This is a genomic window from Chryseobacterium sp. WG23 (genome assembly GCF_024586575.1).
Taxonomy (GTDB): Bacteria; Bacteroidota; Bacteroidia; order Flavobacteriales; family Weeksellaceae; genus Chryseobacterium.
In genome coordinates, this window is record NZ_JALCZE010000017.1 from 67,099 (window position 1) to 93,309 (window position 26,211).

29 protein-coding genes are annotated in these 26,211 nt (G+C 36.3%); 17 read left to right on the top strand and 12 right to left on the bottom strand.

The genetic code is table 11. The features are described 5' to 3' along the window. The first annotated feature begins 12 nt into the window (after positions 1 to 12). Positions 13 to 654 carry a uracil-DNA glycosylase gene (locus tag MP477_RS21675; protein ID WP_257192120.1) on the top strand — a complete coding sequence of 214 codons (642 nt, stop codon included), beginning with the start codon at positions 13 to 15 and terminating at the stop codon, positions 652 to 654. Here MP477_RS21675 and MP477_RS21680 read toward each other — a convergent pair. The 3 genes from MP477_RS21680 to MP477_RS21690 form a co-directional block, all read right to left on the bottom strand. Next, entirely contained in the window at positions 641 to 1,144 is a 504-nt protein-coding gene (locus MP477_RS21680) for a hypothetical protein (RefSeq protein ID WP_257192121.1), read from the bottom strand. The two genes, MP477_RS21675 and MP477_RS21680, sit on opposite strands and share 14 nt — an antisense overlap. Before the next feature lie 15 nt (positions 1,145 to 1,159). Then, positions 1,160 to 1,651 carry a DUF456 domain-containing protein gene (locus tag MP477_RS21685; protein WP_257192122.1) on the bottom strand — a complete coding sequence of 164 codons (492 nt, stop codon included), beginning with the start codon at positions 1,649 to 1,651 and terminating at the stop codon, positions 1,160 to 1,162. 92 nt (positions 1,652 to 1,743) lie between these two features. Further along, positions 1,744 to 1,887, bottom strand: a complete 144-nt coding sequence (locus tag MP477_RS21690) for a hypothetical protein (RefSeq protein WP_257192124.1) — start codon at positions 1,885 to 1,887, stop codon at positions 1,744 to 1,746. Positions 1,888 to 2,053: 166 nt separating this feature from the next. Between MP477_RS21690 and MP477_RS21695 the strand changes: the two genes are divergently transcribed. The 10 genes from MP477_RS21695 (at position 2,054) to MP477_RS21740 (ending at position 12,015) form a co-directional block, all read left to right on the top strand. Continuing rightward, on the top strand, positions 2,054 to 3,319 hold the full coding sequence (locus MP477_RS21695) for a mechanosensitive ion channel family protein (RefSeq protein ID WP_230040997.1): 1,266 nt from the start codon (positions 2,054 to 2,056) through the stop codon (positions 3,317 to 3,319). 140 nt (positions 3,320 to 3,459) lie between these two features. Continuing rightward, positions 3,460 to 4,179, top strand: coding sequence for a pyridoxine 5'-phosphate synthase (locus MP477_RS21700; protein WP_257192126.1), 720 nt, complete (start codon positions 3,460 to 3,462; stop codon positions 4,177 to 4,179). Between the two features lie 100 nt (positions 4,180 to 4,279). Beyond that, a complete protein-coding gene (locus MP477_RS21705; protein ID WP_257192127.1) occupies positions 4,280 to 5,059 on the top strand; it encodes an alpha/beta fold hydrolase in 780 nt (259 codons plus the stop codon). A 115-nt stretch (positions 5,060 to 5,174) separates the two neighbouring features. Continuing rightward, positions 5,175 to 5,411, top strand: coding sequence for a microviridin/marinostatin family tricyclic proteinase inhibitor (locus MP477_RS21710; RefSeq protein WP_257192128.1), 237 nt, complete (start codon positions 5,175 to 5,177; stop codon positions 5,409 to 5,411). Between the two features lie 51 nt (positions 5,412 to 5,462). Next, positions 5,463 to 5,681: a microviridin/marinostatin family tricyclic proteinase inhibitor gene (locus MP477_RS21715; protein WP_257192129.1), complete on the top strand. Its 219-nt coding sequence runs from the start codon at positions 5,463 to 5,465 to the stop codon at positions 5,679 to 5,681. Between the two features lie 75 nt (positions 5,682 to 5,756). After that, positions 5,757 to 6,713 (top strand): MvdC/MvdD family ATP grasp protein, encoded by a 957-nt coding sequence (locus MP477_RS21720; RefSeq protein ID WP_257192130.1) that lies wholly within the window; start codon positions 5,757 to 5,759, stop codon positions 6,711 to 6,713. After that, complete coding sequence (locus MP477_RS21725) at positions 6,706 to 7,710, top strand: MvdD family ATP-grasp ribosomal peptide maturase (RefSeq protein ID WP_257192131.1); 1,005 nt, start codon at positions 6,706 to 6,708, stop codon at positions 7,708 to 7,710. Before MP477_RS21720 ends, MP477_RS21725 begins: the two co-directional genes overlap by 8 nt. A 317-nt stretch (positions 7,711 to 8,027) precedes the next feature. After that, the gene (locus tag MP477_RS21730) at positions 8,028 to 9,041 is read left to right on the top strand and encodes an NAD-dependent epimerase/dehydratase family protein (protein WP_257192132.1); all 1,014 of its coding nucleotides are present in this window, start codon (positions 8,028 to 8,030) and stop codon (positions 9,039 to 9,041) included. Further along, a complete protein-coding gene (locus tag MP477_RS21735; RefSeq protein WP_257192133.1) occupies positions 9,038 to 10,807 on the top strand; it encodes a long-chain fatty acid--CoA ligase in 1,770 nt (589 codons plus the stop codon). The genes MP477_RS21730 and MP477_RS21735 overlap by 4 nt, the downstream gene beginning before the upstream one ends. Before the next feature lie 149 nt (positions 10,808 to 10,956). Beyond that, on the top strand, positions 10,957 to 12,015 hold the full coding sequence (locus MP477_RS21740; protein ID WP_257192135.1) for a diphosphomevalonate/mevalonate 3,5-bisphosphate decarboxylase family protein: 1,059 nt from the start codon (positions 10,957 to 10,959) through the stop codon (positions 12,013 to 12,015). A gap of 781 nt (positions 12,016 to 12,796) precedes the next feature. Here MP477_RS21740 and MP477_RS21745 read toward each other — a convergent pair. Beyond that, complete coding sequence (locus tag MP477_RS21745) at positions 12,797 to 13,117, bottom strand: GIY-YIG nuclease family protein (RefSeq protein ID WP_257192136.1); 321 nt, start codon at positions 13,115 to 13,117, stop codon at positions 12,797 to 12,799. Between the two features lie 669 nt (positions 13,118 to 13,786). On the opposite strand from MP477_RS21745, the gene MP477_RS21750 reads away from it, so the two are divergent. Both MP477_RS21750 and MP477_RS21755 read left to right on the top strand, forming a co-directional pair. Then, positions 13,787 to 14,227 carry a nuclear transport factor 2 family protein gene (locus MP477_RS21750; protein WP_257192137.1) on the top strand — a complete coding sequence of 147 codons (441 nt, stop codon included), beginning with the start codon at positions 13,787 to 13,789 and terminating at the stop codon, positions 14,225 to 14,227. A 40-nt stretch (positions 14,228 to 14,267) separates the two neighbouring features. Beyond that, positions 14,268 to 14,645, top strand: a complete 378-nt coding sequence (locus MP477_RS21755) for a VOC family protein (protein ID WP_257192162.1) — start codon at positions 14,268 to 14,270, stop codon at positions 14,643 to 14,645. Positions 14,646 to 14,650: 5 nt separating this feature from the next. Here the strand turns inward: MP477_RS21755 and MP477_RS21760 are convergent, their stop codons facing one another. Further along, positions 14,651 to 15,034: a DUF1634 domain-containing protein gene (locus MP477_RS21760; RefSeq protein ID WP_230037986.1), complete on the bottom strand. Its 384-nt coding sequence runs from the start codon at positions 15,032 to 15,034 to the stop codon at positions 14,651 to 14,653. After that, complete coding sequence (locus MP477_RS21765) at positions 15,034 to 15,864, bottom strand: sulfite exporter TauE/SafE family protein (RefSeq protein ID WP_230037984.1); 831 nt, start codon at positions 15,862 to 15,864, stop codon at positions 15,034 to 15,036. The genes MP477_RS21760 and MP477_RS21765 overlap by 1 nt, the downstream gene beginning before the upstream one ends. A 97-nt stretch (positions 15,865 to 15,961) precedes the next feature. Here MP477_RS21765 and MP477_RS21770 point away from each other — a divergent pair, with 97 nt between their 5' ends. Beyond that, positions 15,962 to 16,513: a DUF1543 domain-containing protein gene (locus tag MP477_RS21770; RefSeq protein WP_257192138.1), complete on the top strand. Its 552-nt coding sequence runs from the start codon at positions 15,962 to 15,964 to the stop codon at positions 16,511 to 16,513. Between the two features lie 24 nt (positions 16,514 to 16,537). Continuing rightward, positions 16,538 to 17,650 (top strand): 5-(carboxyamino)imidazole ribonucleotide synthase, encoded by a 1,113-nt coding sequence (locus MP477_RS21775; RefSeq protein ID WP_257192139.1) that lies wholly within the window; start codon positions 16,538 to 16,540, stop codon positions 17,648 to 17,650. Between the two features lie 216 nt (positions 17,651 to 17,866). Here MP477_RS21775 and MP477_RS21780 read toward each other — a convergent pair whose 3' ends face one another. The 3 genes from MP477_RS21780 to MP477_RS21790 form a co-directional block, all read right to left on the bottom strand. Continuing rightward, on the bottom strand, positions 17,867 to 19,990 hold the full coding sequence (locus tag MP477_RS21780; protein WP_257192140.1) for a cation:proton antiporter: 2,124 nt from the start codon (positions 19,988 to 19,990) through the stop codon (positions 17,867 to 17,869). A 6-nt stretch (positions 19,991 to 19,996) separates the two neighbouring features. Next, complete coding sequence (locus MP477_RS21785; protein WP_230037976.1) at positions 19,997 to 20,560, bottom strand: hypothetical protein; 564 nt, start codon at positions 20,558 to 20,560, stop codon at positions 19,997 to 19,999. 187 nt (positions 20,561 to 20,747) lie between these two features. After that, the gene (locus tag MP477_RS21790; protein WP_257192141.1) at positions 20,748 to 21,671 is read right to left on the bottom strand and encodes a DMT family transporter; all 924 of its coding nucleotides are present in this window, start codon (positions 21,669 to 21,671) and stop codon (positions 20,748 to 20,750) included. 245 nt (positions 21,672 to 21,916) lie between these two features. Here MP477_RS21790 and purE point away from each other — a divergent pair, with 245 nt between their 5' ends. After that, positions 21,917 to 22,420 (top strand): 5-(carboxyamino)imidazole ribonucleotide mutase, encoded by a 504-nt coding sequence (gene purE, locus MP477_RS21795; RefSeq protein ID WP_230037972.1) that lies wholly within the window; start codon positions 21,917 to 21,919, stop codon positions 22,418 to 22,420. A gap of 54 nt (positions 22,421 to 22,474) precedes the next feature. Here purE and yiaA read toward each other — a convergent pair whose 3' ends face one another. From yiaA to ahcY, 3 genes are all read right to left on the bottom strand, one after another. Continuing rightward, positions 22,475 to 22,867 carry an inner membrane protein YiaA gene (yiaA, locus tag MP477_RS21800; protein ID WP_257192142.1) on the bottom strand — a complete coding sequence of 131 codons (393 nt, stop codon included), beginning with the start codon at positions 22,865 to 22,867 and terminating at the stop codon, positions 22,475 to 22,477. Positions 22,868 to 23,123: 256 nt separating this feature from the next. After that, positions 23,124 to 23,924, bottom strand: coding sequence for a hypothetical protein (locus tag MP477_RS21805; RefSeq protein ID WP_257192143.1), 801 nt, complete (start codon positions 23,922 to 23,924; stop codon positions 23,124 to 23,126). 103 nt (positions 23,925 to 24,027) lie between these two features. Next, positions 24,028 to 25,341 carry an adenosylhomocysteinase gene (gene ahcY / locus MP477_RS21810; RefSeq protein ID WP_230037966.1) on the bottom strand — a complete coding sequence of 438 codons (1,314 nt, stop codon included), beginning with the start codon at positions 25,339 to 25,341 and terminating at the stop codon, positions 24,028 to 24,030. Positions 25,342 to 25,506: 165 nt separating this feature from the next. Between ahcY and MP477_RS21815 the strand changes: the two genes are divergently transcribed. Then, positions 25,507 to 26,037, top strand: a complete 531-nt coding sequence (locus MP477_RS21815; protein WP_257192144.1) for a pyridoxamine 5'-phosphate oxidase family protein — start codon at positions 25,507 to 25,509, stop codon at positions 26,035 to 26,037. Positions 26,038 to 26,211: the final 174 nt, after the last annotated feature.

A 26,211-nucleotide genomic window follows, 5' to 3' on the forward strand; every position in this document is an offset into this window, starting at 1 on the left:
TCAAATTGAATTATGACCTGGACAGAAATTTTAGCCCCGATAAAGAATACAGAATACTTTAAAACCCTATGGGAAAAAGTGAAAAATGAATATGCAACTACTAAAGTTTTCCCTCATAAAGATCAGATTTTCAGAGCGTTAGAATTAACACCGTTTGAAGATATTGAAGTGGTGATCATTGGGCAGGATCCTTATCATAATGACCATCAGGCTAATGGACTGTGTTTTTCTGTTTCCGAACAGGTAACTGCTCCGCCTTCCCTTAAAAATATTTTTATCGAATTAAAAGATGATCTTGGAGTGGTAAGAACTTCTAAAGAATTGGATGACTGGGCAAAACAGGGGGTACTGCTGCTGAATGCAACATTGACCGTTCGTGCCCATACTCCCAATTCTCATAAAGATCTCGGTTGGGAAAAGTTCACTAATTTTATCATAAAAGAAATTTCAGATAAAAAAGAGAATGTAGTTTTTGTACTGTGGGGTGCTTTTGCACAGAAAAAAGCCGAACTTATAGATCCGGCTAAACATTTTATTCTGAAATCGGCACACCCATCACCATTTTCTGTATACAGAGGTTTTTTTGGAAGCAAGCCTTTCTCAAAAATTAATGAATATCTTGTTTCCAAAGGCAAAAAGCCTATTTCGTGGTAGTCCCTGATGGGCTTTCAGTCGTTTTTATGGTAATCCCGATTTTGTATTTTCCAATCGAAGCTTTTAATCCATCACTTGCCGCTTTAGGATAGGGGGTAACTTCCTGTAATGTAATAGTATATCCGTTAAAATCTGCCGATTGATGATAGTTTCTTGCAGGATGATCCATACTGGCAAGGTTTAACAATACAGGCCTTGTTGTGGTACCCATTACTTCTACCTGGGCAAGAGCGACCCCGGCCCAGATGCAGTTCACGCCTTCAGGACAGCGGCTGTCTTCTGAAATACCTTTAAAGGTCACATTCATCTCATATTCTTTAAGGAATTTATTTTCCCCTTCATTGAAGTAGATAATATCTCCTTTTTGATCTGAAGTTTTGGTGCTGGAACTCATTTCAGAAGCTTTTGTTTCTGTTTTTGTTTTCTTTTGGGCATCGCATCCTGTTAATGCGAGTATTCCAAGACTGAAGATAAGGACTTTATGGAACATAGTTTCTTTTTTTATTTAAATAATAGTAAGCATATTGAGTAATACCACCAAAAACATTGCCACACCTACTACAAAACTGAAACCCGTTCCGTAAATGAACCCGATAAAGGCTCCTTTGGTGGATTGCATGGCTTTGTTCATGTCTTTACTGTCATGAAGTAATTCTCCAATAAATACTCCGGCAAACATCCCGATCAGAAAGCCTAACGGAATAGGGATGAAGATTCCTACAATGGTCCCGATGACAGAACCAATGCTTCCCCAGCGTGTTCCTCCGTATTTTCTGTTGGTTTTTGCAGGAATTACATAGCTCAATACCACTGATGCGGCAGTAAGAATTCCAAATGCCCAGATATAAATCATCGAAAGATCTGCATCAGTCCCGAATTTATAAATCAAAAGTCCGCAGATACTTAATAGCAGCCCTGGAAGAACCGGAAGAAAAGTTCCTAGAATTCCGACAAACAGCAAAACAAGGCAGAGAATATTAATAATTGTGGTATCCATTCTTAAAAAAATATAGATGCAAGATAAAAAAAGTGGCCTTATAAAAAGCCACCTTTATATTTTAATTGAAAATTTTATTACAGTGTCCCGTCCTAAAATAAGATGACATATTCCAGGATAAGACCTGCTTTCCCCATACTTCCTGTTGTATTTATTTTGATGAGCTTAGTTTTACCAATTGTGATAAATAATTGATAGTAAAACATTAAAAGTGTAATTGTTCTTAGTATTGTCATTTAAATAATATTATGTATAGTCTATTTTCCTTTTATCATTAAGGATTCTGTAGAGTTATTATTGATGGAGCTTTTTTACCGGATATTTGCTGAAGAATATTTTTTGGGATGAAAATTGATGATGAATAGTAAAAATCGTCATTCTTATTTTATAAATTTGCTGTCAATGAAAGATGACCTACAAGAAACCAAAAACTATTTGCAGGAATTAAGCGAACAGTTGTATAATTATATCACCCAGATTTCTCCCACCGGGTTGGACTGGATTGTTCATATCATCGTAAAACTGGCATTGCTTTGTGCTGTATTTTTGATTGTAGACTTTGTTTTTAAATTTGTCATCAATTTTATCTTCCGTTTATTTCATGACCAGGTAAAATTTCCGATTCTAAAATCTATATATCAGTCTAAAATTACCAATTCAGTAGCTCACTTTGCTGCACTGATTATCGTAGGAGCATTGCAGGGCTCTATATTTCCTGAAGGTGTTCTTCCAAAAACAACAATTTTTATTATAAGAAGTGTTAATTTGGGGCTGGTAATGATACTTGCCGGAATGCTTTACAGATCGCTCACTGCATTCCGGAATTATTTTGCAATCAAGCAGGATTTTTATAAAATAATGGCCTTGAATGCCCTTTCTGAAACCGTGAAGATCCTTGGGATTTTTATATTTACAGTAGTAGGGATCTGTGTGGTTTTTGGAATAAAAGGAACTACCATTGTTGGAAGTTTGGGGGCAATTACAGCTGTTTTGGTACTTGTTTTCAGAGATACCATTCTGGGATTTGTAACGGGACTTCACGTAGCGACTTCCAAAAATTTAAAAGTGGGTGACTGGGTAAGTATCCCAAAATACAATATGGAAGGAAATATTACTGAAATAAGCCTTTTAACAACAAAAATCACCAATTTTGATAAAACGGTTTCTACCATTCCTACCTATGATCTGTTGACCACAGAAATCAAGAACCTTCAGGTAATGTCTGAGTCCAATACAAGAAGAATAAAGAAATCCATTTACTTTAATATCAATTCTTTTAAGTTTCTGACAGAGGAGGATATTGAAAGACTGAAAGAAGTGAACCTTATTTCAGGGTATCTTAAAGAAAAAAGTGCTGAGATCAAAAAGGAAAATTCAAGCCTTGAACATCAGGATAAAGTAGTGAACGGAAGACAGCTTACCAATATCGGGGTTTTCAGATATTATGCCCAAAAATATATAGAAAACGAACCTGATGTGGATAAAGACGGAACGAGAATGGTTCGTCAGCTGGATATAACTCCACAGGGGCTTCCTCTTGAGGTTTATTGCTTTGCCAACGATTCCAAATGGGAACGTTTTGAACAGATTCAGGCTGATATTTTTGACCACTTGCTGGTTGCTTCAAAAGAATTTGACCTCGAGGTAATGCAGGTAAGTAAAGTATAACAATGAGAAACTGGAAAGTAGAGACCAATTAGTCTTTAGAATCTTAATAAAAAATAACATTAAGAGCTAGAATCAGAGGTTAATAGTACAATAATATTAGTCTGACATCTGAAGTCTAGCGTCTAACATCTTACATAAAAATGACAAAATTAAGCGTAAACATTAATAAAATTGCGACGTTAAGAAATGCAAGGGGTGGTGAAACACCTAGTGTTACTGAAGCTGCTGTAAAAATTCAGGAGTTTGGGGGACAGGGTATTACAATCCATCCAAGACCGGATGAAAGGCATATTACAAGAAAAGATGTCTATGATTTGAAACCACTGGTTACCACCGAGTTTAATATTGAAGGAAACCCACATCAGGATTTCATTGATATGGTATTGAAAGTAAAACCGGAACAGGTAACATTGGTTCCCGATGCTGATGATGCTATTACTTCTAATGCAGGATGGGATACAAAAAAACACCTCGATTTTCTTACAGAGATCATTGCAGAATTTAAAAATGCAGGAATCCGTACCTCTGTTTTTCTGGATCCATTACCTGAATTGGTAGAATATGCCGCAAAAACAGGAGCAGACAGAATTGAATTGTATACTGAAGCTTACGCTAAAAATTATGTAACCAATAAAGAGCAGGCCATCAAACCTTATTATGATACAGCGGTTGCAGCTACAGAATTTGGACTGGGAATTAATGCAGGACATGACCTAAGCCTGGATAATCTGAAATATTTTGCAGATCATATCCCGAACCTGCTGGAAGTTTCCATCGGGCATGCTTTAGTTTCTGAAGCACTTTATATGGGATTGGAAAATACAGTTCAGGCTTATTTAAAGAGGCTGGCTAAGTGGTAAAAATAGATACAAGATGCTAGATGTGAGATTTTAGACCAAAGTATTGTGTCTGAGCTGCTCATCTGGAATCTGATATCTGAAATCTATTATCTTAATAAATATGGAAATCTTAAACTCAAAAATATTCGGCGAAAGCTTAACAACTACGCCGCTCCTGGTATTTCACGGATTGTTTGGAATGCTTGACAACTGGGGAAGCTTTGGAAAAGACCTTGGTGAATATCTTCCGGTACATCTGATTGATCTTAGAAATCATGGCAGAAGCTTTCATTCGGAAAGTATGTCCCATGATGATCTGGCAGACGATATTGCCCGTTATATGGATCATTATGGAATTCAGAAAGCGCATGTCTTAGGACATTCTTTAGGGGGGAAAGCTGTAATGCAGTTTGCTTTAAAATATCCTGAAAGAGTAGAAAAACTCATTGTAGTGGATATTTCTCCCAAAGCTTATCCTCCGCACCATCAGGGAATTATAAAAGCACTGGAAACGGTAGATTTCGATACGGTAGGTTCAAGAAATGATGTTGAAGCAGTTCTAAGCCAATATATCCCGGAAAAGTCGACCATTCAGTTTTTAACAAAAAATCTGTATTGGGATGATAATAAGAAGCTAAACTGGAGATTCAACCTGAAGACCTTATCTGAAAAATATAACGAATTTGTCTCTAATGCAGTTAAATTTGGAGTTTTTGAAGGCGATACTTTATTTATTGCCGGTGATAAATCCAATTATATTCTGCCACAGGATGAATATGGTATTAAGCAGCAGTTTCCTAAGGCGACTGTGGTTACGGTAAAAAATGCAGGACATTGGGTGCAAGCAGAAAATCCTGTGGATTTTGCAAAAGTTGTCAAACAATTTCTTGGATTGAATTAAAACTATTCATCGTTTTTGTTATATATGTTAAAATTTTATTAAAATAATTAATTATTTCTCCATGAGTTGAATTTTTTTGTACTTTGGTTTATCAAAAAAATAAAATTTTTAACTTATGGAAAACAAAAATTCAAAGAAGAAGCCATTTTTCGCATCTTTCTTAGAAAAACAGCTTAAAGATCCTGAAACAGTGAAAGGAGGGGCTATTACTTCAGTAAGTCTGGATAATGTTACTTCGGTTATCAAGGATTCTATTACTTCAGCACTTGAAGATAATGTATCTCTTCCGGGGCATGATAACGTAACAATGAAATATCCATCCGACAGCGATGAGTCAGGAGATGAATTATAATTCGGATCCAAACTATCATTATATCAATTCCCAAAAATAAAATTATAACTTATGGAAAACAAAAATTCAAAAAAGAAACCGTTTTTCGCTTCATTTCTAGAAAAACAACTTAAAGATCCTGAAACAGTGAAAGGAGGATTAGAAATCACAATTCCTGAAAGAGATGTGATTACAAAACCGGTTATCGACACTGTAACATCCGCACTGAAGGACATGGAACACACTATGAAATACCCTTCTGATGGTGATGATGATTCTTTAGAAGTATAAGTAATAGAACAGAACAAAACTATAGTAAGGGGAAACTTAAAACATTAAGTTTCCCTTTTTAATAAAAACCGGCTCATGATTCTCTGTATTACCCACTCACAGGATTTCTATAATATCGATCTCTTTTTTGAATATCTTAATTCCAAACATATTCCATATTTCAGGCTGAATTCTGACAAAATGAACCATTTTCAGAAAATCAGTATCAATGAAAATTCATTCGAACTGACGGATGAATTGGGAAATACTCTTCACTCAGATGATGTTAAAGGGGTGTGGCATAGGAAAGCCTGGAAAATAAGCGTTCCGGAAGAGTTGGATGAAGATTATGAAAAAATCTTCCTGAAAGAATACGGAAGCCTCCGATTTAATCTGATGACAATTTTAGAAAATATTCCTTGGATCAACCCTTCTGAAAAGGAAAGGAAAATTGACGGAAATAAAATGTTTCAGCTTAAAATTGCTCAAAAAAATAAGCTGATCATCCCCAAAACGATATTTTCCAACGATGAAGAGAAGATTACTGCTTTTTTTTATGAGCACTGTAACGGAAAAGCGATTGCCAAACTTCACAATGTGGCCGTGAAAGCAATGGGTGGTGAAAGCCAGATTTCTACGACAATCATTGAAGAAGATACCCTTGTCAATATTTCGGATATTGCGTACTGTCCCATGATTTTTCAGCCTTATATCGATAAAGAATATGAGCTGAGAATAGCATATGTGGACGGCGAGTTTTTTACAGGCAAAATTAACAACAGTGAGAATGTCGATTGGCGTGTTGCTCACGAAAGCTATTTTTGGTCCGCCTATGAATTGCCGGAAAATATCAAAAAAAATATAAGTTCGATGATGCAAGAAATGGGACTTTATATGGGAGCTATTGACATGATTAAAGGAAGAGATGGTAGCTACTACTTTCTGGAAGTGAATCCACAGGGAGAATGGGGAATGTTACAGAAAGAACTGAACTTTCCTATAGCACAGAGAATTGCCGACAATCTTATAAAAAGAATCAGTTTCCATGGATAAAATTTTAATTATAACACATACTGCAGATAACTTTTCAATTGAAAAAGTAACAGAATATATCGGGAAAAATGGCTGTGAGGTCATTCGTTTTGATGTAGACTTATATCCTTTACAAAATAAACTGTCCACTGTTTTTCAGGATGGAGAATGGGTAAGTATTCTTGAGACCCAGGAAGTGAAATACCGCTTAGATGATATTTCTGCTATCTGGTACAGAAGAGCTTACAATATAGGAAAAGGCTTGAGAGACGAGCTGGAAGCTAAATTTTACGGAGCTGCAATGGGAGAGATCCGCAATACCATTTTTGGTTTTATTGAATCCGTAGATGTCTATTCATTGGGAAAACCAAGTGTTTACCGAAGACTCGACAGTAAAGAAGAACAGTTGAAAGTGGCAGATAAAATAGGGCTGAAAATTCCTGAAACCTGTCTTACCAATAACCCTGAAGAAGCCAGAAAGTTTATTCTTAAACATCAGAATGTAGTGGCCAAAATGCAGACCGGATTTGCTATTTATGAAGATGGTGTGGAGAATGTGGTTTTTACAAATGTTGTCAGTGAAGACAGGCTGGAAGAGCTGGATTCACTTTTGTATTGTCCAATGCAGTTTCAGAAGATGATTGAGAAGAAAAAAGAACTTAGGGTTACCATCGTAGGAAGAGATGTATATGCTTTTGAGGTAGATTCCCAACAGTTTGAAGATTCCAAAGTAGACTGGAGGAAAGATGGCGTGAATCTGATCGATAAATGGGTAAGAACGGAGCTTCCGGGAGAGGTGGAAGAAAAATTATTAGAACTCCTGGATGTATACAACGTTGATTATGGAGCAATAGATATTATTGTTTCCCCTGAAGACGAATACTTCTTTATTGAAATCAATGCAGCAGGAGAGTTTTTCTGGCTGGATAATCTTACAGAAGAAAATCTTATCTCTAAAAGTATTGCAGATGTCCTCTGCGACAAAGCGCCAAGAAGAAATAATATGGTTACAGCGTAAAAAATAAAAAAAATCTTCAATAACTGTCATTCCTTAGGTATCCAGGCTATCCAATTTTAAAATAGCATATCCGGATTTCTAAGGAATGACAATTTATTTCCGGGGCTTTTACCTCTCTTGTATTTGGAGAATAATTCAGCAGTATTTGCTCATTTTATGATTTACGGAATGATAATATTGGTTAAATTAAGTTGAATTATGCTTTAAAAATCGCAAATTTGCAGAAGCAGTTTTTCAAAATATTTTTGCAGAAGAATGAAGAATTGCCGGATAGAAAATATTGTCATATTTTAGTCAGCAATCAAGTAACATAATTAATGGTTTTTGTAACGGGTGCTACCGGAATTCTGGGAAGAGTACTTGTGTTGGAGCTTCTTAAAAGAGGTAAAAACGTAAGGGCTTCCAAAAGGCCGGGCAGCAATTTAAACGAAGTAAGGCATTCATATCGCTTTTATACTGAAAATCCTGATGATTTTTTTAATAAGATCGAATGGGTAGATGTAGATTTTAATGATCTCTATACTCTTCAGACCGCTTTAAAAGGAGTAGAAGAAGTGTATCACTGTGCCGCAAAAGTAAGCTTTCATCCCAAAGATGAAAAAGAAATGTACCATACCAATATCAAAGGAACAGAAAACCTGTTGTTTGCCTGCGAAGGATCTGATGTGAAAAAATTTCTGCACGTAAGCTCTGTTGCTGTTTTGGATAATTTTAATGAAGACGGGGAGCTGGATGAAGATTCTGATTTTAATCCCAAACTTGAACATTCTTCCTATGCTATTTCCAAACATCTATCAGAAATGGAAGTTTGGAGGGCTTCTGCAGAAGGACTCAATGTAGCCATTCTCAATCCGGGAATGATTGTAGGAAGCGGAAACTGGAACCAAAGCAGTGGTGAGCTTTTCTCTACTTTTGCGGATAATGGTTTTACCTTTGCCGGTGGTTCGGCCTATGTAGATGTAAGAGATGTTGCAAAAATTGCTATAGAACTTCTGGAGCATAACATTTTTGGAGAACGGTTTATTATTGTCTCCGAAAATAAAAGATTTACAGATCTAGCCAAACAAATCCGAACAAGACTGGGACTTAAAGATGCTAAAGTACTTCCCGAATCACTACTGAATCTGGGAAGAGTAGCCAATATGCTTCTCGGATGGCTGATTCCAAAGCTGAAAATGGTGACCAAATCAAATATTGAAGCGATCTCTTCTTTCAACACCATTTCCAACCAAAAAATAAAGGAAAAACTGAAATATCAGTTTATTCCTGTACAAGAAAGTATAGACTTTCACCTGAATAATTATATTAACGACAAAAAGCTGAAGAAATGAATCTGGCAGAGGCAATTATCCTTAAAAATGTAGAAAAACATCCTGTAAAAGCTGCAATAGGCTTTAAAAAGAAAGATGAAGCCTGGAAAGAGCTGAGCTGGCAGAAATTCAGTGAAATTATTTTTAAAACAGCGAATGCCTTGAAAGAGGCAGGAGTTCAGGAAGACGATAAAGTAGCTGTTTATTCAGACAATTCTTCTGAATGGATGATCTGCGATTTGGCAGCAATGTCTATTGGAGCGATTACCGTTCCTGTTTATTCCACAAATAATGCCGAACAGGCTGAATATATCATCAATGATTCCGGTGCTAAGGTTGTCTTAGTTGGAGATCAGGCTCAGTATGATGCTTGTCTGGAGATTTTACATAAAGAAGAAAATAACCTTGGTACCATTATTATTTCTAAGAAATCTGTATGGATCAAGAAAGAATTTAACAGCTTCTACCTTGAGGATTTTATAGCAAAAGCTTCTTCAACACTGGAAATCTGTAAAAGAGAATATGAAGATACAGCAACGCTGATCTATACTTCCGGAACAACCGGAACACCAAAAGGAGTAATGCTTACCCACGGAAATTTTATTAAAGCCTTTGACTCGCACTTTGAGTTTTTTAAGTTTAAAAACTTTGAAGAAGAACTTTCATTGGCATTTTTACCTTTAAGTCATGTTTTTGAAAGAAGCTGGAGCTTACTTTGCCTCTATGGAGGAGCAAGGGTCTACTTCCTTGAAGATCCGAAAAACGTAGCAAAAGCACTGGAAGAGGTAAAGCCTACCACCATGTGTGCGGTGCCGAGATTTTTCCAGAAAGTATATGCCGGAGTATTGGAAAAAGCCGAGGAAGGTTCATCATTTAAGAAAAAAATCTTTGACTGGGCTTTAAAAACAGGGTGGGAAACTGCAGAGTTTAGAAGAAATGAAAAGCCTGTTCCTTTTGGATTGAAATGTAAAGAATTTGTTGCAGATATGCTGGTCTTCAGTAAAATAAAGGAGAAAATGGGAGGCCGGTTATGGTTCCTGCCTTGTGGAGGTGCTTCTTTATCCCCTGAAGTAACCAAATTCTTTGAATCTGTAGGAATCCATGTGACAGTAGGGTATGGGTTGACAGAAACTACAGCTACTTTAACACTTTTCCCTTTGACTCATTTCGAGCATGGTACCAGTGGAAAGCCGCTACCGGGAGTAGAACTTAGGATTGGAGAAAGTGATGAGATCCAGGCTAAAGGAAACGGAATTATGAAAGGATATTACAACAGACCTGAAGAAACTCAGAAAGTTTTTACCAGTGATGGATGGTTCAAAACGGGTGATGCAGGGAAAATTGATGAAAAAGGAAACCTGATCATTACAGACCGAATCAAAGATCTGATGAAAACATCCAACGGAAAATATATTGCTCCACAACAAATTGAAAACCTTCTGACCAATAATAACTTTATACAGCAGATCATGCTGGTTGCAGAGGGAAGACAATTTGTTTCTGCATTAATTGTTCCGAATTTTGAATTCCTGCAGGACTTTATCAAGAATAATAATATTCCGTTTACAAGCTGGGAAGATATAGTAACCAACGAAAAGGTGATCAACTTTTATAAAGATAAAGTGAAAGAATTGCAAAGCCATCTTGCCGATTATGAGAAAGTGAAAAAATTTACCTTAATGCCGGCAGAATTTGACATCAATACTGGAGAAATTACTCCTACACTGAAAGTCAAAAGAAATGTAGTCCTTAAAAAATATGCGGATATTATTGAGAAAATGTACTAATTGTAAAATTTTATAAACATATTATTTTTCAAAAATCCCTGGTTTTTACGAATATCTTGATTGATATAAGAATTCTCCTCTTTCGGAGGAGTAGCAAATCAAAGATTAGTCGGGGTGATTAAAAAAAGTCTTATCATTTAAAATAAACGATGACAACACAAGAATTTATAGGAAATCCAAACTTTACGATTCATACACAGACCGTTTCAGAACGCTGTCCGTCTAATATTGCCCTGATTAAATATTGGGGGAAATATGAGAATCAGATTCCTGCTAATCCGAGTATCAGTTATACTTTAAATCACTGTAAAACTAATACTTCAATGGAATTTGTGGCTGATGAGCCTTTTTCTGTTCATACTTTTCTGGCAGGAAATGAGGAAGTACAATTTGCCGAAAAAATTGAAAAATATTTCAAAAATATTGAACAGTATCTTCCCTGGATTTTAAAAGGAAAATATATCATCAGAACTGAAAATACATTTCCACACAGTTCCGGGATTGCTAGTTCTGCTTCAGGGTTTGGTGCTATCGCCAAATGTCTGATGAGTTTGGACGAAATGTTCACCGGTGCATCTTCAGCCGAAGAATCTTTGAAAAAAGCTTCATTCTTAGCAAGGTTAGGAAGTGGAAGTGCTTGCAGAAGCTTATACAACGGACTTGTGGTGTGGGGGAAAACAGATGAGATTGAGAATAGTTCTGATCTATTTGCTGTCCCTTACCCGGATCATGAAATTCATGAAACTTTCAGAAGCTTTAACGACTGGGTTTTATTAATTCATGAAGGACAGAAAAGTGTTTCTTCAACGGTAGGACATGGTTTGATGAAGACCAATCCATATGCAGCAAGAAGATTTCAGGAAGCAAGGGAGAATTTTGTTCCGATGAAAGAGATCCTGAAAAGTGGAAATATGGAGCAATTTATTAAATTGGTTGAACATGAAGCGCTTACTCTTCATGCAATGATGATGATGAGTGATCCTGCTTTTATTCTGATGAGAACAGGAACGCTGGAAGTGATCAATAAGATCTGGGATTTTAGAAAAGAAACCGGTTTATCTTTATTCTTTACACTGGATGCCGGAGCTAATGTCCACCTTTTATTCCCAAATAACGGAACTGAAGAAAAAATAAAAACATTCATTGAAGAAGAACTGCTGCAGCATACCCAGAAGAATGGAGTAGTGAAGGATGTGATGAGGTTTTAGAAAACAGATAATATTCAATAAAAGTGGGCTTTAGCTCACTTTTTTTATTGCCCAAACTTATTGATATTCCTACCAGTGCTCTGTCATTCCTTAGGAATCTAAACAATGTAATAAACATCGCCGTCAATACGATACTCTTTTTATACTCTAAAATTAAGAGACTGGGATTCCTGCGGAATGACAAACTGAATGCTTTATTTTATGTAAATGATTAAAAAATAAGTTTCAATCAGATTGTAATTATATATTTATCAGTGCTTTTGTTCATTCCGCAGGAATCTAAACAATCTAAATAAACATCGCCGTCAATATGATACTTTTTTATACTTTAAAATTAAGAAGCTGGGATTCCTGCGGAATGACAAACTGAATGCTTTATTTTTATGTAATGATGAAAAAAATAAGTTTCAATCAGATTGTAATTATATATTTATCAGTGCTTTTGTCATTCCTTAGGATTCTAAACAATATAAATAAACATCGCAGTCAATACGATACTCTTTTTATACTTTAAGATTAAGAAGCTGGGGATTCCTGCAGAATGACAAACTGAATGCTTTATTTTTATGTAATGATGAAAAAAAATAAGTTTCAATCAGATTGTAATTATATATTTATCAGTGCTTTTGTCATTCCTTAGGAATCTAAACAATATAAATAAACATCGCAGTCAATACGATACTCTTTTTATACTTTAACATTAAGAGACCAGGATTCCTGCGGAATGACAAAGATTATGTTTAAATTTCTATAACCTGAATTCATCACTTGAAAACATAGCTTAAAACCAATGTTCAAACAGGTAATTCAAAAACTCTAAATTCGGGTTTACTTCTCTTATTAATTCCAGTTTTTTTATTCTTGACCAACTTTTAATCTCCTTTTCTCGTTCAATTGCATGGTGAATCCAGTCGTATTTTTCATAATAAATCAAAAACTCAACATTATATCTTGCTGTAAAACTGCTTGGGCTTTTCTTTATTTTATGTTGATATAATCTTTTATGAAGGTTACCTGTAACTCCTGTATAGAGAACAGATCTGTTTTTATTGGTGAGAATATAGATGTAAAATGTATATATTCCTTCTGAAAATCCTATCATTTGTGTATTTGTTTTGTTGTTGTAATATGATTCTATAGGATCATCTTACAACGGTTTATAAATATAATAAACAATACTGTATTCTTTTATACTTTAACATTAAGAAGCTGGGATTCCTGCGGAATGACAAACTGAATGCTTTATTTTTATGTAATGATGAAAAAAATAAGTTTCAATCAGATTGTAATTATATATTTATCAGTGCTTTTGTTCATTCCGCAGGAATCTAAACAATATAAATAAACATCGCAGTTAATACGATACTCTTTTTATACTTTAAAATTAAGAAGCTGGGATTCCTGCGGAATGACAAACTGAATGCTTTATTTTTATGTAATGATGAAAAAATAAGTTTCAATCAGATTATAATTATATATTTATCAGTGCTTTTGTTCATTCCGTAGGAATCTAAACAATGTAATAAACATCGCAGTTAATACGATACTCTTTTTATACTTTAACATTAAGAAGCTGGGATTCCTGTGGAATGACAAACTGAGTGCTTTATTTTTATGTAATGATGAAAAAATAAGTTTTTGTCAGATTATAATTATAGATATTTTTATCAGTCTCTTCCGTAGGGATCTAAACAATGGAAATAAAGGCAGCGAACAATTTATATTCTTGGATTTTTCTTACTTTTATTCATCCAATTAAATCCATTATCATATGAATAAAATAGTCTTAATTCTTTTGGTATTCAGTACTTTTTGTTTTGGTCAGCAAAATCAGGACATTGAAAAACCTATCCGGAATTTGTTTCTTGCTATGAAGAATGCTGATCCGGAGCTGCTGAAATCTGTGTTTACTGAAAATGCCGTTCTTCAGACTATAACAAAAGACGGAAGTGTAAAAAATGATAGTATTCAGGATTTCATAGCCTCTGTTTCTAAATTTTCAAAAGGGGACTTGGAAGAAAGGATTGTAGTAGATGCCGTGCATACGGATGGGAATCTGGCAAGCGTATTCACTCCTTATTCCTTCTATCTGAAGGGCAAATTCTCTCATTGCGGAGCCAATAGTTTTCAGTTGATAAAGCAAAATAATGACTGGAAAATCCAGTATATTATCGATACAAGAAGAAAAGACAATTGCAGGGAAATAAAATAGTAAAGCCTGGTATACAACGATTAAAAAAATATAAATGAAGATGAAGATCCATCATATTGCCATTATCTGTTCAGATTATGTGGTATCAAAGAAGTTTTATACGGAAATTTTAAACTTACATATAATCAGGGAGGTCTATCGTGAAGAAAGGCAGTCTTACAAACTTGATCTGGCGATTGGAGATCATTACGTTATTGAGCTGTTTTCTTTTCCTGACCCGCCTAAGCGACCTTCACGACCTGAAGCTTGTGGCCTGAGGCATCTTGCTTTCTCTGTTGAAAATGTTGCAGAAAAACGAAATGAATTAGTACATAAAGGTTTGAATTGTGAAGAGATCAGGATTGATGAATTCACAGGAAAAGAATTTTTCTTTACCCAGGATCCCGACCAGCTGCCACTGGAGTTTTATGAAATGTAAAAATGTTAGTGTGCGTACCCCGCGAAAAAGCTTACAGCCATTATGGCCAAAACAATAGAGGAAATGACTACATATACGTAGTCTTTTTCTTTTAAGTAGCCTATTAAAGCGAAGACAATCCTCATTAAGGGAGTGAAGATCAGCAGAAGAATTCCCAGCTGAATAATAGCCATTCCTTCACCTTTACATAGAGAATTCCAGAAATGACTCCACACTTTTTCTGAAGAGTTGCCAATATCCAGTGAGGTGTATTTTTTGGGCATTTCAAAACCTTCGGTAAAAAGCTTGATGAAACCTATCATTGAGGTTATCACAGATAGAATAACGCCTAATCTCAGAAGATTTCCTACGGAACGGTTCAGGTCTATATCTGTAAAATTCTTTTTCATTATCTGAAGCTTTTATTGATACCGTTATACATCATATAAATGGAAAGGATCGTGATTACAATGGCAAAAAAGACTTTTAGTTTTTTAGTTTTTGAGACCATCAGTGTTTTTGAACCTATAAAACTTCCTATAACCACACCTATCAATACGGGTGCTACAATAACAGGGATGATTTCTCCTCTTTGAAAATAAATCAGGGCACTGGCTACTGCCGTTACTCCAATCATAAAATTACTGGTGGTTGTAGAAACCTTGAAAGGCAGTTTCATCATATTGTCCATGGCCAATACTTTCAACGCTCCGGAACCTATTCCTAAAAGCCCGGACATTGCTCCTGCAAACATCATCATCAAAAATCCCGGAACTGTATTTCTTGCAGAATAGCTTTTTAATATTCCTTTATCAGGAAAAGTCCCGTAAAGTTTCAGCTTGTCTTCGAGGCTTCCTTTTACGAGTGGTTCCTGGTGGTCAGGTTTTCCTTTAAGATTTAAAACAACCGTCAGAAGTAGAATACTGGCGAAAATAATTCCGATGGTATTGGGATTAAGCATGCCCGAAACTAAGGCTCCGATAATAGCGCCTGCTGTAGTGGCAATTTCGAGGAACATTCCGATTCTCATGTTGGTAAAACCTTCTTTTACAAAGGCTACTGCTGCACCGGAAGAAGTCCCGATCACCGAAATGAGGGAAGCGCCGATGGCATAATGCATTGGAACGCCAAAACCTAGCGTTAATAAAGGAATGATGATAACTCCCCCTCCTAAACCCGTAAGTGAACCTAAAAGACCAGCGGAAATTGCGCCAAGGAAGAGTATGATGATTTCTGACATACTACAATTAATGTTACAAATATAAAATTATTGTAGTAGTCTGCCAAACATTTGAAAAAGATAAATTTAACGTATTTTTGTATGCATGAAAAATGAAATGAAATTATTTTATGTCATCCTTGGGGCTACTCCTAAAGGAAGGAATATTGAACAGCACGATGTATTTTTCGGGATTGCCGAAAGCCTTAAAGATTTGGTTCCGGATATGAAAGACTTCTGGAAGGAAGCTGAAGGTAAGATACATATTGATTGTTATCAGGAGGTTAAATTTGCGGATGGATATGAAGTGGAGATTGTAGAGAAGGGAGAAAAGATATCTGAAGAACAGCTGTATTTTCTTAATTTGGGAGGATATAAGAGAGGTTTCTTTGAAGAATTTCATGAACAGCATCTTATGGTTGGCCAGTCTATGGGAGAGATTATAAAGAGAGCAAAAGCTACTGAATTTTATCAGACAATGGGATTTGAAGGAGCTGTAAGCCATGTAGATGATAAACACGGGGTAGATATCGATGATATTTTCACTGTGAATGATATTCTTCCTGTAAAAATGAAAGAAAAATATTCTATAGTCCTTAAAAAAACTGAAGCAGAGAATCAGGAAAATCCAATGGAACTTGGGTACTTAAAAATTGATAAACTTCAATAAGAATAAATCTAATAAAAATAAAAAATGAAAATAGGAATTCTGGGAGGCGGACAGCTGGGAAGAATGTTGATACAGAGCGCATTGAAATATGACGATGAGTTTTATACATTGGATCCTGCGTCCGATGCACCTTGTCATAATATCTCATATTTTACACAGGGAAACTTTAATGATTATGAAACAGTTCTGAACTTCGGAAAAGATAAAGATGTTGTTACTATTGAAATAGAACATGTAAATGCTGATGCGTTGGCAGAACTTGAAAATCAGGGAATAAGAGTAGTTCCTAATGCTAATATTATTAAAACCATCCAGCAAAAAATCCTTCAGAAAGAATTTTATAAAGCTCACGATATTCCAAGTCCTGAATTTCAGATTGTCTGGAACGGTGATGAAAAAATCATGATGCCGTTACCGTTTGTTCAGAAAATGAATACGGGAGGCTATGATGGAAAAGGGGTACAGGTGATTAAAACGGAAGATGATTACCAACATCTATGGAAGGATGCCTCTGTGATCGAAAGCCTTGTGGATATTGATAAAGAATTATCTGTAATTGTAGCCAGAAATGAAAAAGGGGAAACCAATATTTTTCCTGTAACGGAAATGGTTGCCGATCCGAAGTTGAATCTGTTAGACTTTAATGTATGCCCGGTTCTTCTTACTGAAGATGTTCAGTCTCAGATTGATTCTATTACTGAGAAGTTTTTAAATGCTGTTAATTCTCCGGGATTGTTTGCTATTGAATTATTCTTGGATAAAGAAGGGAAAATATGGGTTAATGAAACCGCTCCAAGATTACACAACTCAGGACACCAGAGTCAGGAAGGAAATACCAATTCACAGTTTGAGCAAATGTACCGTGTGGTAAAGAACTTACCATTAGCGGATACGGATGCCATTACCTATAGCGGTATGCTGAATTTGGTGGGAGCAGAGGGATATGCCGGAAAAGTAATCTATGAAGGAATGGAAGACGTGCTTCAACTGCCTGAAACTTATATTCATTTATATGGAAAAACAGAAACCAAACCGGGAAGGAAAATGGGTCATATCAATGTGTTGGCAGATTCCAGAGAAGAGCTGATGGAAAAGCTTGTCATGGTGAAGGGAATGGTGAGAGTGATTGCAGAATAATTAAGCCATCAAAAATATAAAAAGGAAGCTGTTTCTGTCTTGAAATAGCTTCCTTTTTTAGTGCTTTATATTTTTCTTGTACAACCTGAGAAATTATCATGTTTTTGCTTGATACATTCAATAGGAGTGGGTTTTAGCAAGGCGGCTGTTAAAAGGAATATTTTTTTGTTTTCAATGTTGTTTTAAAGGTTAAAATTTTGGCTGAAATAACCTGTATTACTTAAAAATATTCTGAATCACATTTCCGATTTCCACAAAGTCACCATGGTTTCCTACGGAGCGTATTTCAGGGCTGTTTTTATCATATTCGGAGAATGGGAAAATCAAAAGATAATTATTGTCACTCAGATTCCTGTTTAAAAGTTCAGGGATTAATCTCATTCTTGGAATATAGGACTTCATGCCCCGTTTTGCCATCAAAATAATCAAAGCTTCATCATCTTTCAGCTGAGCAGCTGTTTTTTCGCCGTCCTGCCATGTACTCATAATAATAAATTCTGCTTCTATGCTGGCTTTCTTCATGATTTTCTGAAGGATATCAATGATATTTTCAGGCGCATAAAAAGCCATTGTTGCCCCGGAATTTCTGGCAATATTCCAGACTCTTAAAAGGGCATGGAAAAATCCTGCATCTTTATGGGCATTTTCAGGAATCATTACAGCGTACCTTTTGATTGTAGAAAGAGGCTGTGCCGCATGGTATACCAATACATTCACATCATCATTCTGAAGGTAACCATTGTATAGATTATAAACAAAAGACGGAGAGAATCCCTTCTCATCCTCCAATCCGATAATAAGATCGGTAATTTTCTGTTCTTTAATGACGTTGTTGACCCCATTGATAACATCATTGTCGTATCTTTTCAAAGCCTGTAATTTTACATCTGCTGCGGCAGCTGCATCGGTAGCCTGATGAAGAAGTTTTTCTGCATTTTTTACAGAAGATTCATTCTTATCTTCATTAATTACATTTAAAGCAAACAGGTCTTCCGTATTGGAGTGGGCTTTTATGAGGATTCCAAGATTAACCATCCTTTCAACAGTTTCTTCATGGTTGATGGCTAATAGTATATTTTCATCTTCATGGCTGTTCCCCGAAACGGTATCCTCATTATCAGATTCTGCAATTTTCTGGGCACTTGCCATAGAAATAAAAGAGGAAATGGTACAGGAAATAAGAATCAGTAAAATACTTCCGTTCAGTACATGTTCATTCAGTAATCTTACAGGTTCTCCTGTTTCGGTTTCAGAGAGGATAATGTTATAACCTACCATCACTGATGCCAGTGTGGCGGCCGCTGAAGCAGAACTTAGTCCGAAGATCAGTTTTCCTTCTTCTTTTGTCAGTCTGAAAGTTTTTTGAGTGGCTACGGCAGAAAGGTATTTTCCTCCAATGGAAGCTGCAAGCATAATTCCGGCTACCTCCAGTGTTTCCCAGCTTTTAAAGAAAACCTTAAAGTCGATCAGCATACCAACACTGATCAGGAAGAACGGAATGAAGATCGCATTTCCTACAAATTCCACTCTGTTCATTAAAGAAGATGTATGGGGAATAAGTCTGTTTAACGCCAATCCGGCAAAAAATGCACCGATAATAGCTTCTACACCGGCCAGCTCAGCAAGCATCGCAGCCAGGTAAATCATGACCAGTACAAAAATATACTGCGAGATTTTATCATCCACTCTTTTGAAAAACCACCGTCCGATAATAGGGAATACAATTAATACGATAAGGGCAAAAACTACAAAAGAAACCGATAGTTTTACCCAAAATTCAGTCCCTACATCTCCCTGAGACATTCCAACGATTACCGCAAGAACCAATAAAGCCAGAATATCGGTGATCATTGTTCCTCCAACTGTAATATTGACGGCCTTATTTTTTGCAATTCCCAGTTTACTTACCAATGGGTAGGCGATAAGGGTATGAGAGGAAAAAAGGCTGGCAAATAATATAGAAGTCAGCATCGAGAAATGAAGGAGGTAATATCCGCCTAAATATCCCAGGACAAAAGGAACAGTAAAGGTATAGATCCCAAAAGTGAGGCTTTTCCACTTATTCTTTTTAAAATCACCCATATCGATCTCCAGCCCGGCCAGAAACATAATATAGAGGAGGCCGGTGGTTCCCGTAACGACAATGCTGCTGTCTCTGGACAGTACATTGAAACCATTAGGTCCTATGATGGCCCCGGCAATGATAAGCCCCAACAGATGTGGAACTTTAATTTTATTCAATAATAATGGGGCTGCAAGAATAATGACCAGCACCAACAGGAACTTTAATACCGGATCTTCTATGGGAAGACTCAGGTTATGTATACTCAGTAACATCATAGGTGTTTATTTTGTGGAACGTACTAACTCAACAGAGAACTTGGCACTGCAGCCATCAGATGTAATGGTTCTGGTTCCCTTGATTTTGTTATCAGAAATATCGTTAAGAAGGACACTCATTTCCACATTCTTTTTGGCCGTAGAATCTGTTTTAAAAGACAATTTAATCTCGTTATTTTCAAACTTACCGGAATAAAGCCTTACCAGGTTATTATTGTTGATGATTTTGGTGATCGGCTGGGTAGAATCATTATCAAATTCCCAGATATCTGTACGCTGATCGCCTACTGCATATTCGCTGCAGCTGGATTCTGTGCATATTACTTTTCCGTTCCATGCTCCCGAAATTTCTGCCGGCCATACTGCTATTTTTACTGAATCTTTTTTTGCAAAAACACTGTCTCTCATTTTAAGAAGTGACTGATATTCGGATTCTTTTGTGGCAAATATTTTCTCTTTTTCGAGTAATTGTTTTTCTCTGTCTGTCAGGTTTTTTTCTTTTTCTTTAAAGTCACAGCTTATTAAAAGTAAAGAGGCTGCCAGAAGGACAAAAAATGTGTTTTTTAGCATATTGTGTAGGTTGAGTATAACAATATAAGGAAAAAATGAAAAAGAGGCAAATTATCAACAGGTAACCTTTTGTTCTGGTGTTGAGTGGCCAGAGATAATCCTGTACCAAATCAAAGATGTTCAAAAACTTAAGTATATTTGAGGAATTAAAAATAACTTTATAAAATCTAACGCTTTTGTGGTAAAATTAAGCCTGTTTTTCCATGATCTCAGACTTTTTCCTTTTAAACATTTCAGGTCTGTAATTGATAATAAAAACACCACAAATAATCAAGGCTGTTGCAATAATAAATTTAAAAGAGATCTTTTCATCCATAATCAGCCATCCTAAGAAAATAGCAATAATTGTATTGATATAGGCAATAATGGAAACCTGTACCGGGGAGATCTTTGTTAATGCATAATGGAATGCAAAAAAGGCAGCTACAGAGCCAAAAATAGAAAGGTATAACATCGCGGAGATACTCTTTAAGGTCCAGTTTTCAAAGTTGTAGTTTTCTGAAAAAATGAAGGCGAAGATGATCTGAACAACGCCAGCGAACAGAAACTGATAAAATAGGTTCAGGGTTATATTTCCGCTTTGGATATTCATTTTTTTAGTAAATATTGTTCCCGAAGCCCATCCTGAAATAGCACAGAAAAGGAAAATCATTCCTGTTCGGTATTGGGGGTCGGCAAGATCCTTAAGCCCATCCCAAAACACAAAAAGGATACCGCTGAAACATATCAAAACACCAGTCATAGCCCGAAAGCTGAACTTTTGCAGGCCAATGGCGAGACTTCCCAGAAATACCAGAATAGGAGCACAGGCACTGATCAGAGAAGCCAGACTGCTTGTTACGCTTTCTTCAGCTACTGTAACCATTCCATTGGCTATAATCAGCATTAGGGAAGCAAAAATAATCTGATAACCCAGGTTTTTCCAGCCAATCCACTTAAATTCTTTTCTTGAAAGGAGGATGACAAGCATAATAATAGAAGCAAAAAGCTGACGGATTCCTGCAACAAACCATGCGGGAATAGTTTCTACTGCAACACGAATGGCTAAAAATGTGGTTCCCCAAACAATAGCAACAGTAAAAATGGCAAAAATGAGTTTATAATCTTTCAAGGTAAATGAAGTGTAATCGGCAAATTTACCGGTTTTCAAATAAACGGCATGGACTCAGTTAATGTAATTTTTACTGATACAGATCTGTGTTTAATGAATTTTTGCCTTTATTTTAAATGTTAAATATGGTGATTAGGGAGTGATTAATTCTTTTTGGTTTACATTTTTTTAGTTTTAAGCTTTTTGACTTAAATTTTAACATGAGGTTTTAATTTTTTATCTTTGAGCCTCTAATAAAATTGAAGATGGTAGGAATTATTATGGGCAGTCAGAGTGATCTGCCAATCATGGAACAAGCTGCAAATTTTCTGAAAAGCCTGGATATTCCATACGAGCTGACCGTTGTTTCAGCACATAGAACACCGGAAAGGATGTTTGATTATGCCAAAACAGCCAAAGAAAGAGGCCTGAAAGTAATTGTTGCCGGAGCAGGAGGCGCCGCCCATCTTCCGGGAATGGTGGCAAGCTGTACTACACTTCCGGTAATTGGAGTTCCGATCTTGTCCAGTAATTCTATAGATGGTTGGGATTCTGTACTGTCTATCCTTCAGATGCCTGGCGGAATTCCGGTAGCAACCGTAGCTTTAAACGGAGCCTTAAATGCAGGGATTTTAGCAGCAAAGATTTTAGGAAGTGCGGATGCTCAGGTAGCTGAAAATCTTCAGAAATATCAGGATTCTTTGAAAGATAAAGTATTGGGAACTGTGGATGATATTAAAGCTCAGCATCCTAATCATTTTGATCAATAGTTTTCACTCACTTACAATATGTAAAAGCCTCACTTTTCAGCGAGGCTTTTTATATTATTCCTGAACCATATTGTCTCTTGTATTTTTCTGGACGGAGATAGCTCCAAAAAGCGCCAGTAGAAATGCAAAAGCATAGAAGCCTTTTTCACTCGGAAGTATGGTGGCATTCCAAAGTCCTACAGCTAGTAATACAATAGATGATAGTGTTGCAAACCAACAGATCCCATAATAAATATCTGTTACCTGGATATTCTCTAACCTGTCGCGGACTGCTTTCTGAAGAGAAACAACCGCAAATAGGCCATAGAGTAGGATTGTAAAATAATATCCTTTTTCGTTCAACAGCATTTCAGCTCTTGCAAGGCCTACAATATAACCAGCCATTCCTGCTCCCAATGCTACCCATGATGCAGCGATAAATGCATTCGAGACTTTTTGTTTTTTCATAGATTAATGTTTTATTTAATGGGCTAAGATATTCATTTTTTATAAATAGAGCTCTGGCAGAGGGAAAATATGGGCAAAATACGGTGAAATATATTTATCGGTTTATGTTTTGGATAAAGCCAGTTGATTTTATTCTATTGTGAAAACGACTAAAGCCTGTTCCTGTTGAATATTTATAAGGATAATATAGCCCTGGATACCACATTCCATAACTCATATCTTATAAAAAAACTCCCCAAATTGGAGAGCTCTTATCTTATTGAGTGATATATTCGTAACTGTACTGAGCGGAAAGACTTCCGTTAGCTTCTTTTGAGATCACCTGAACAGGTAGACCGGCGTTGCTGTATTGTACAGTAGAAGTTCTGGATTGATTTTGTATCCAGACACCATTACTTTTGTAGCTTATTTTTTCTGTCAGATAATTGTTTTTGCTTACTACATAAGCTCCTCCCATCGTAATTTTGAAATATTTGTTGATGTTTGTGTATGGGTTCAGTTTGTCATCATAAGAGTAAACAATTTTAGTACCGTAACTGGATCCCCCGCCCTCTGAAGTTTCTGATGAAATATTGTCTCCATTATAAACATAAGTATTTATAATCGGATTGGTGCAGTTCGGTGACTGGCAAAGTGAGGAAGAGATCACCTGTCCGTTCGTATTATAATGATAGGTAATCGTTCTGTTGTAATCCGGATGAGTGTAGATTGCTTTAACATTTACCAGCTGATCACCATTGTAAGTGTAGGCCGAATAATAGTCTACCGTGCCATCTGGGTTATAATAAGTGGTTTTTGTAGGTTTTCCATTACTGTATTCGAACCTGGAAGTTCCTGATGCTGATAATGTTTTTATAAGTTCACCCTGATTATTGTATTCCAGGGTTTGTATACTGGTCTGTGGCTGAGCCGGATTGTCATAGTAAACTATAGTAATTTTACTCAATAATACCTTTGGTTCAGAAGGTATATTGGTTCCATCATTATCATCATTATTGCTGCAGCTGCTAAAGAATACAACTGAACCTATCAGTCCCAGAAATAAGTAGTTTTTCATGTTATTTTTTTAGTTCGCAAAAATAAGGAATGCTGAGTAGGTATAAATAAAAAAATCCCACTATTTGGAAATAGTGGGATCATATCATATTTTGATGTAAGTCTTAGTATCTGTAGTACTCAGGTTTGAACGGTCCTTTTACGTCCACACCGATGTACTCAGCTTGTTCTGTAGAAAGAGTTTCAAGCTCTACGCTTAATTTTTTAAGGTGTAAAGCAGCTACTTTCTCATCTAAGTGTTTAGGAAGCATGTATACTTCATTGTTGTAAGCCGCAGAGTTAGTCCAAAGCTCAATCTGAGCCAGCGTCTGGTTAGAGAAAGAGTTAGACATTACGAAACTTGGGTGCCCTGTTGCACATCCCAGGTTTACCAGTCTTCCTTCTGCTAAGATAATAACTTCTTTTCCTTCGATAGTATAGATATCAACCTGAGGCTTCACTTCAGATTTAGTCTGACCATAGTTTTTGTTTAACCACGCCATATCGATCTCGTTATCGAAGTGTCCGATGTTACAAACGATAGCTTTATCTTTCATTTTAAGGAAGTGCTCTCCTCTTACAATGTTAAAGTTACCCGTTGTAGTAATGATGATATCTGCGTTATCTACTACAGTATCTAATCTTTTTACTTCATAGCCGTCCATAGCAGCCTGAAGTGCACAGATAGGATCAATTTCAGTAACGGTAACAATAGAGCCGGCTCCTCTGAAAGAAGCAGCAGTACCTTTACCTACATCTCCGTATCCACAAACTACCACTCTTTTTCCAGCTAACATTACGTCAGTAGCTCTTCTTACAGCATCTACTGCAGATTCTTTACATCCGTATTTGTTGTCGAATTTAGATTTAGTTACAGAATCGTTTACGTTGATAGCAGGCATTACTAAAGTTCCGTTCTTCATTCTTTCGTACAATCTGTGTACTCCTGTAGTGGTTTCTTCAGAAAGCCCTTTGATATCTTTTGTGAATTCCGGGTATTTATCAAAAACCATATTGGTTAAATCTCCACCATCATCCAGAATCATATTTAACGGTTTTCTGTCTTCTCCAAAGAATAAAGTCTGCTCAATACACCAGTCAAATTCCTCTTCATTTAATCCTTTCCAAGCATATACCGGAATTCCTGCAGCAGCAATAGCCGCAGCAGCGTGATCCTGAGTAGAGAAAATATTACAAGAAGACCAGGTAACTTCAGCTCCTAAAGCTACTAATGTCTCGATAAGCACAGCTGTTTGGATCGTCATGTGAAGACATCCTGCAATTCTTGCTCCTTTAAGCGGCTGAGACGGTCCGTACTCTTCACGGATAGACATCAGGCCCGGCATTTCTGCTTCTGCAAGAGTAATTTCTTTTCTTCCCCATTCTGCTAGGGAAATGTCCTTAACTTTATAAGGAACGTATTGTGTTGTAGTACTCATATGTAATGAATAGTTTTTAAATTCAATTGATAACGAAATGCAAAATTACAATTAATAATTAAGATAAAAAAACGGCAGCCTGAGTTCAGTTTATGAGATTAAACATTGCTTAAAATTATTTAGTCTTAATATAAATAACTACTTTTATCTCATAAATAATACATTATGGATCATACCAATACCCAAGACGAATCTCAAAGAAAAGCAAAACCCGTTGCTCCAAAAGTAAAAGAGCTGATAGAAAGAAGCAAAAGTGTAGTTCTGGCAACTGTAGATAGAGAAGGAAACCCTAATTCCAGCTATGCCCCTTTTGTACAGGATGGTCATACATTCTATATTCTGGTATCTTTTATGGCGAGACATACCAAAAATCTTGCAGAAGGAAGAAAAGCCTCAGTGATGTTTATTGAAGATGAATCTGCTACCAAACAAATATATGCCAGAGAACGTCTGACTATTGAGGCGGTACCATCTCAGATAGAAAGAGACTCCGAAAAATGGATTCAGGTGATTGCTAACCTTAAAGAAGCTCATGGGAAAGTAGTGGATGTCATTTCCGATATGGGAGATTTTATTTTAATTGCCTTGCAGCCGGTAAAAGGAGCTTATGTTAACGGATTTGGAAGTGCTTATTTTGTGAGCGAAAATCTGGAGATCATAGAGCATAGAAATGATGTGAACCATCAGTCTAAATAAAATTGAAGCAGGAAGAGGGAAGGAGGAGGTTTACAGAGGATAAGTAAACATTAGATCCGTTTTGTATGGATAGGTTCTTTGTCATCTATATTTTGCAGATTACTTTTTGAACAAATTTTAACTTCCATCTTCCTGCTTTCCACTTTCAGTCTTTCATTCATTTTCTCTTTCCAC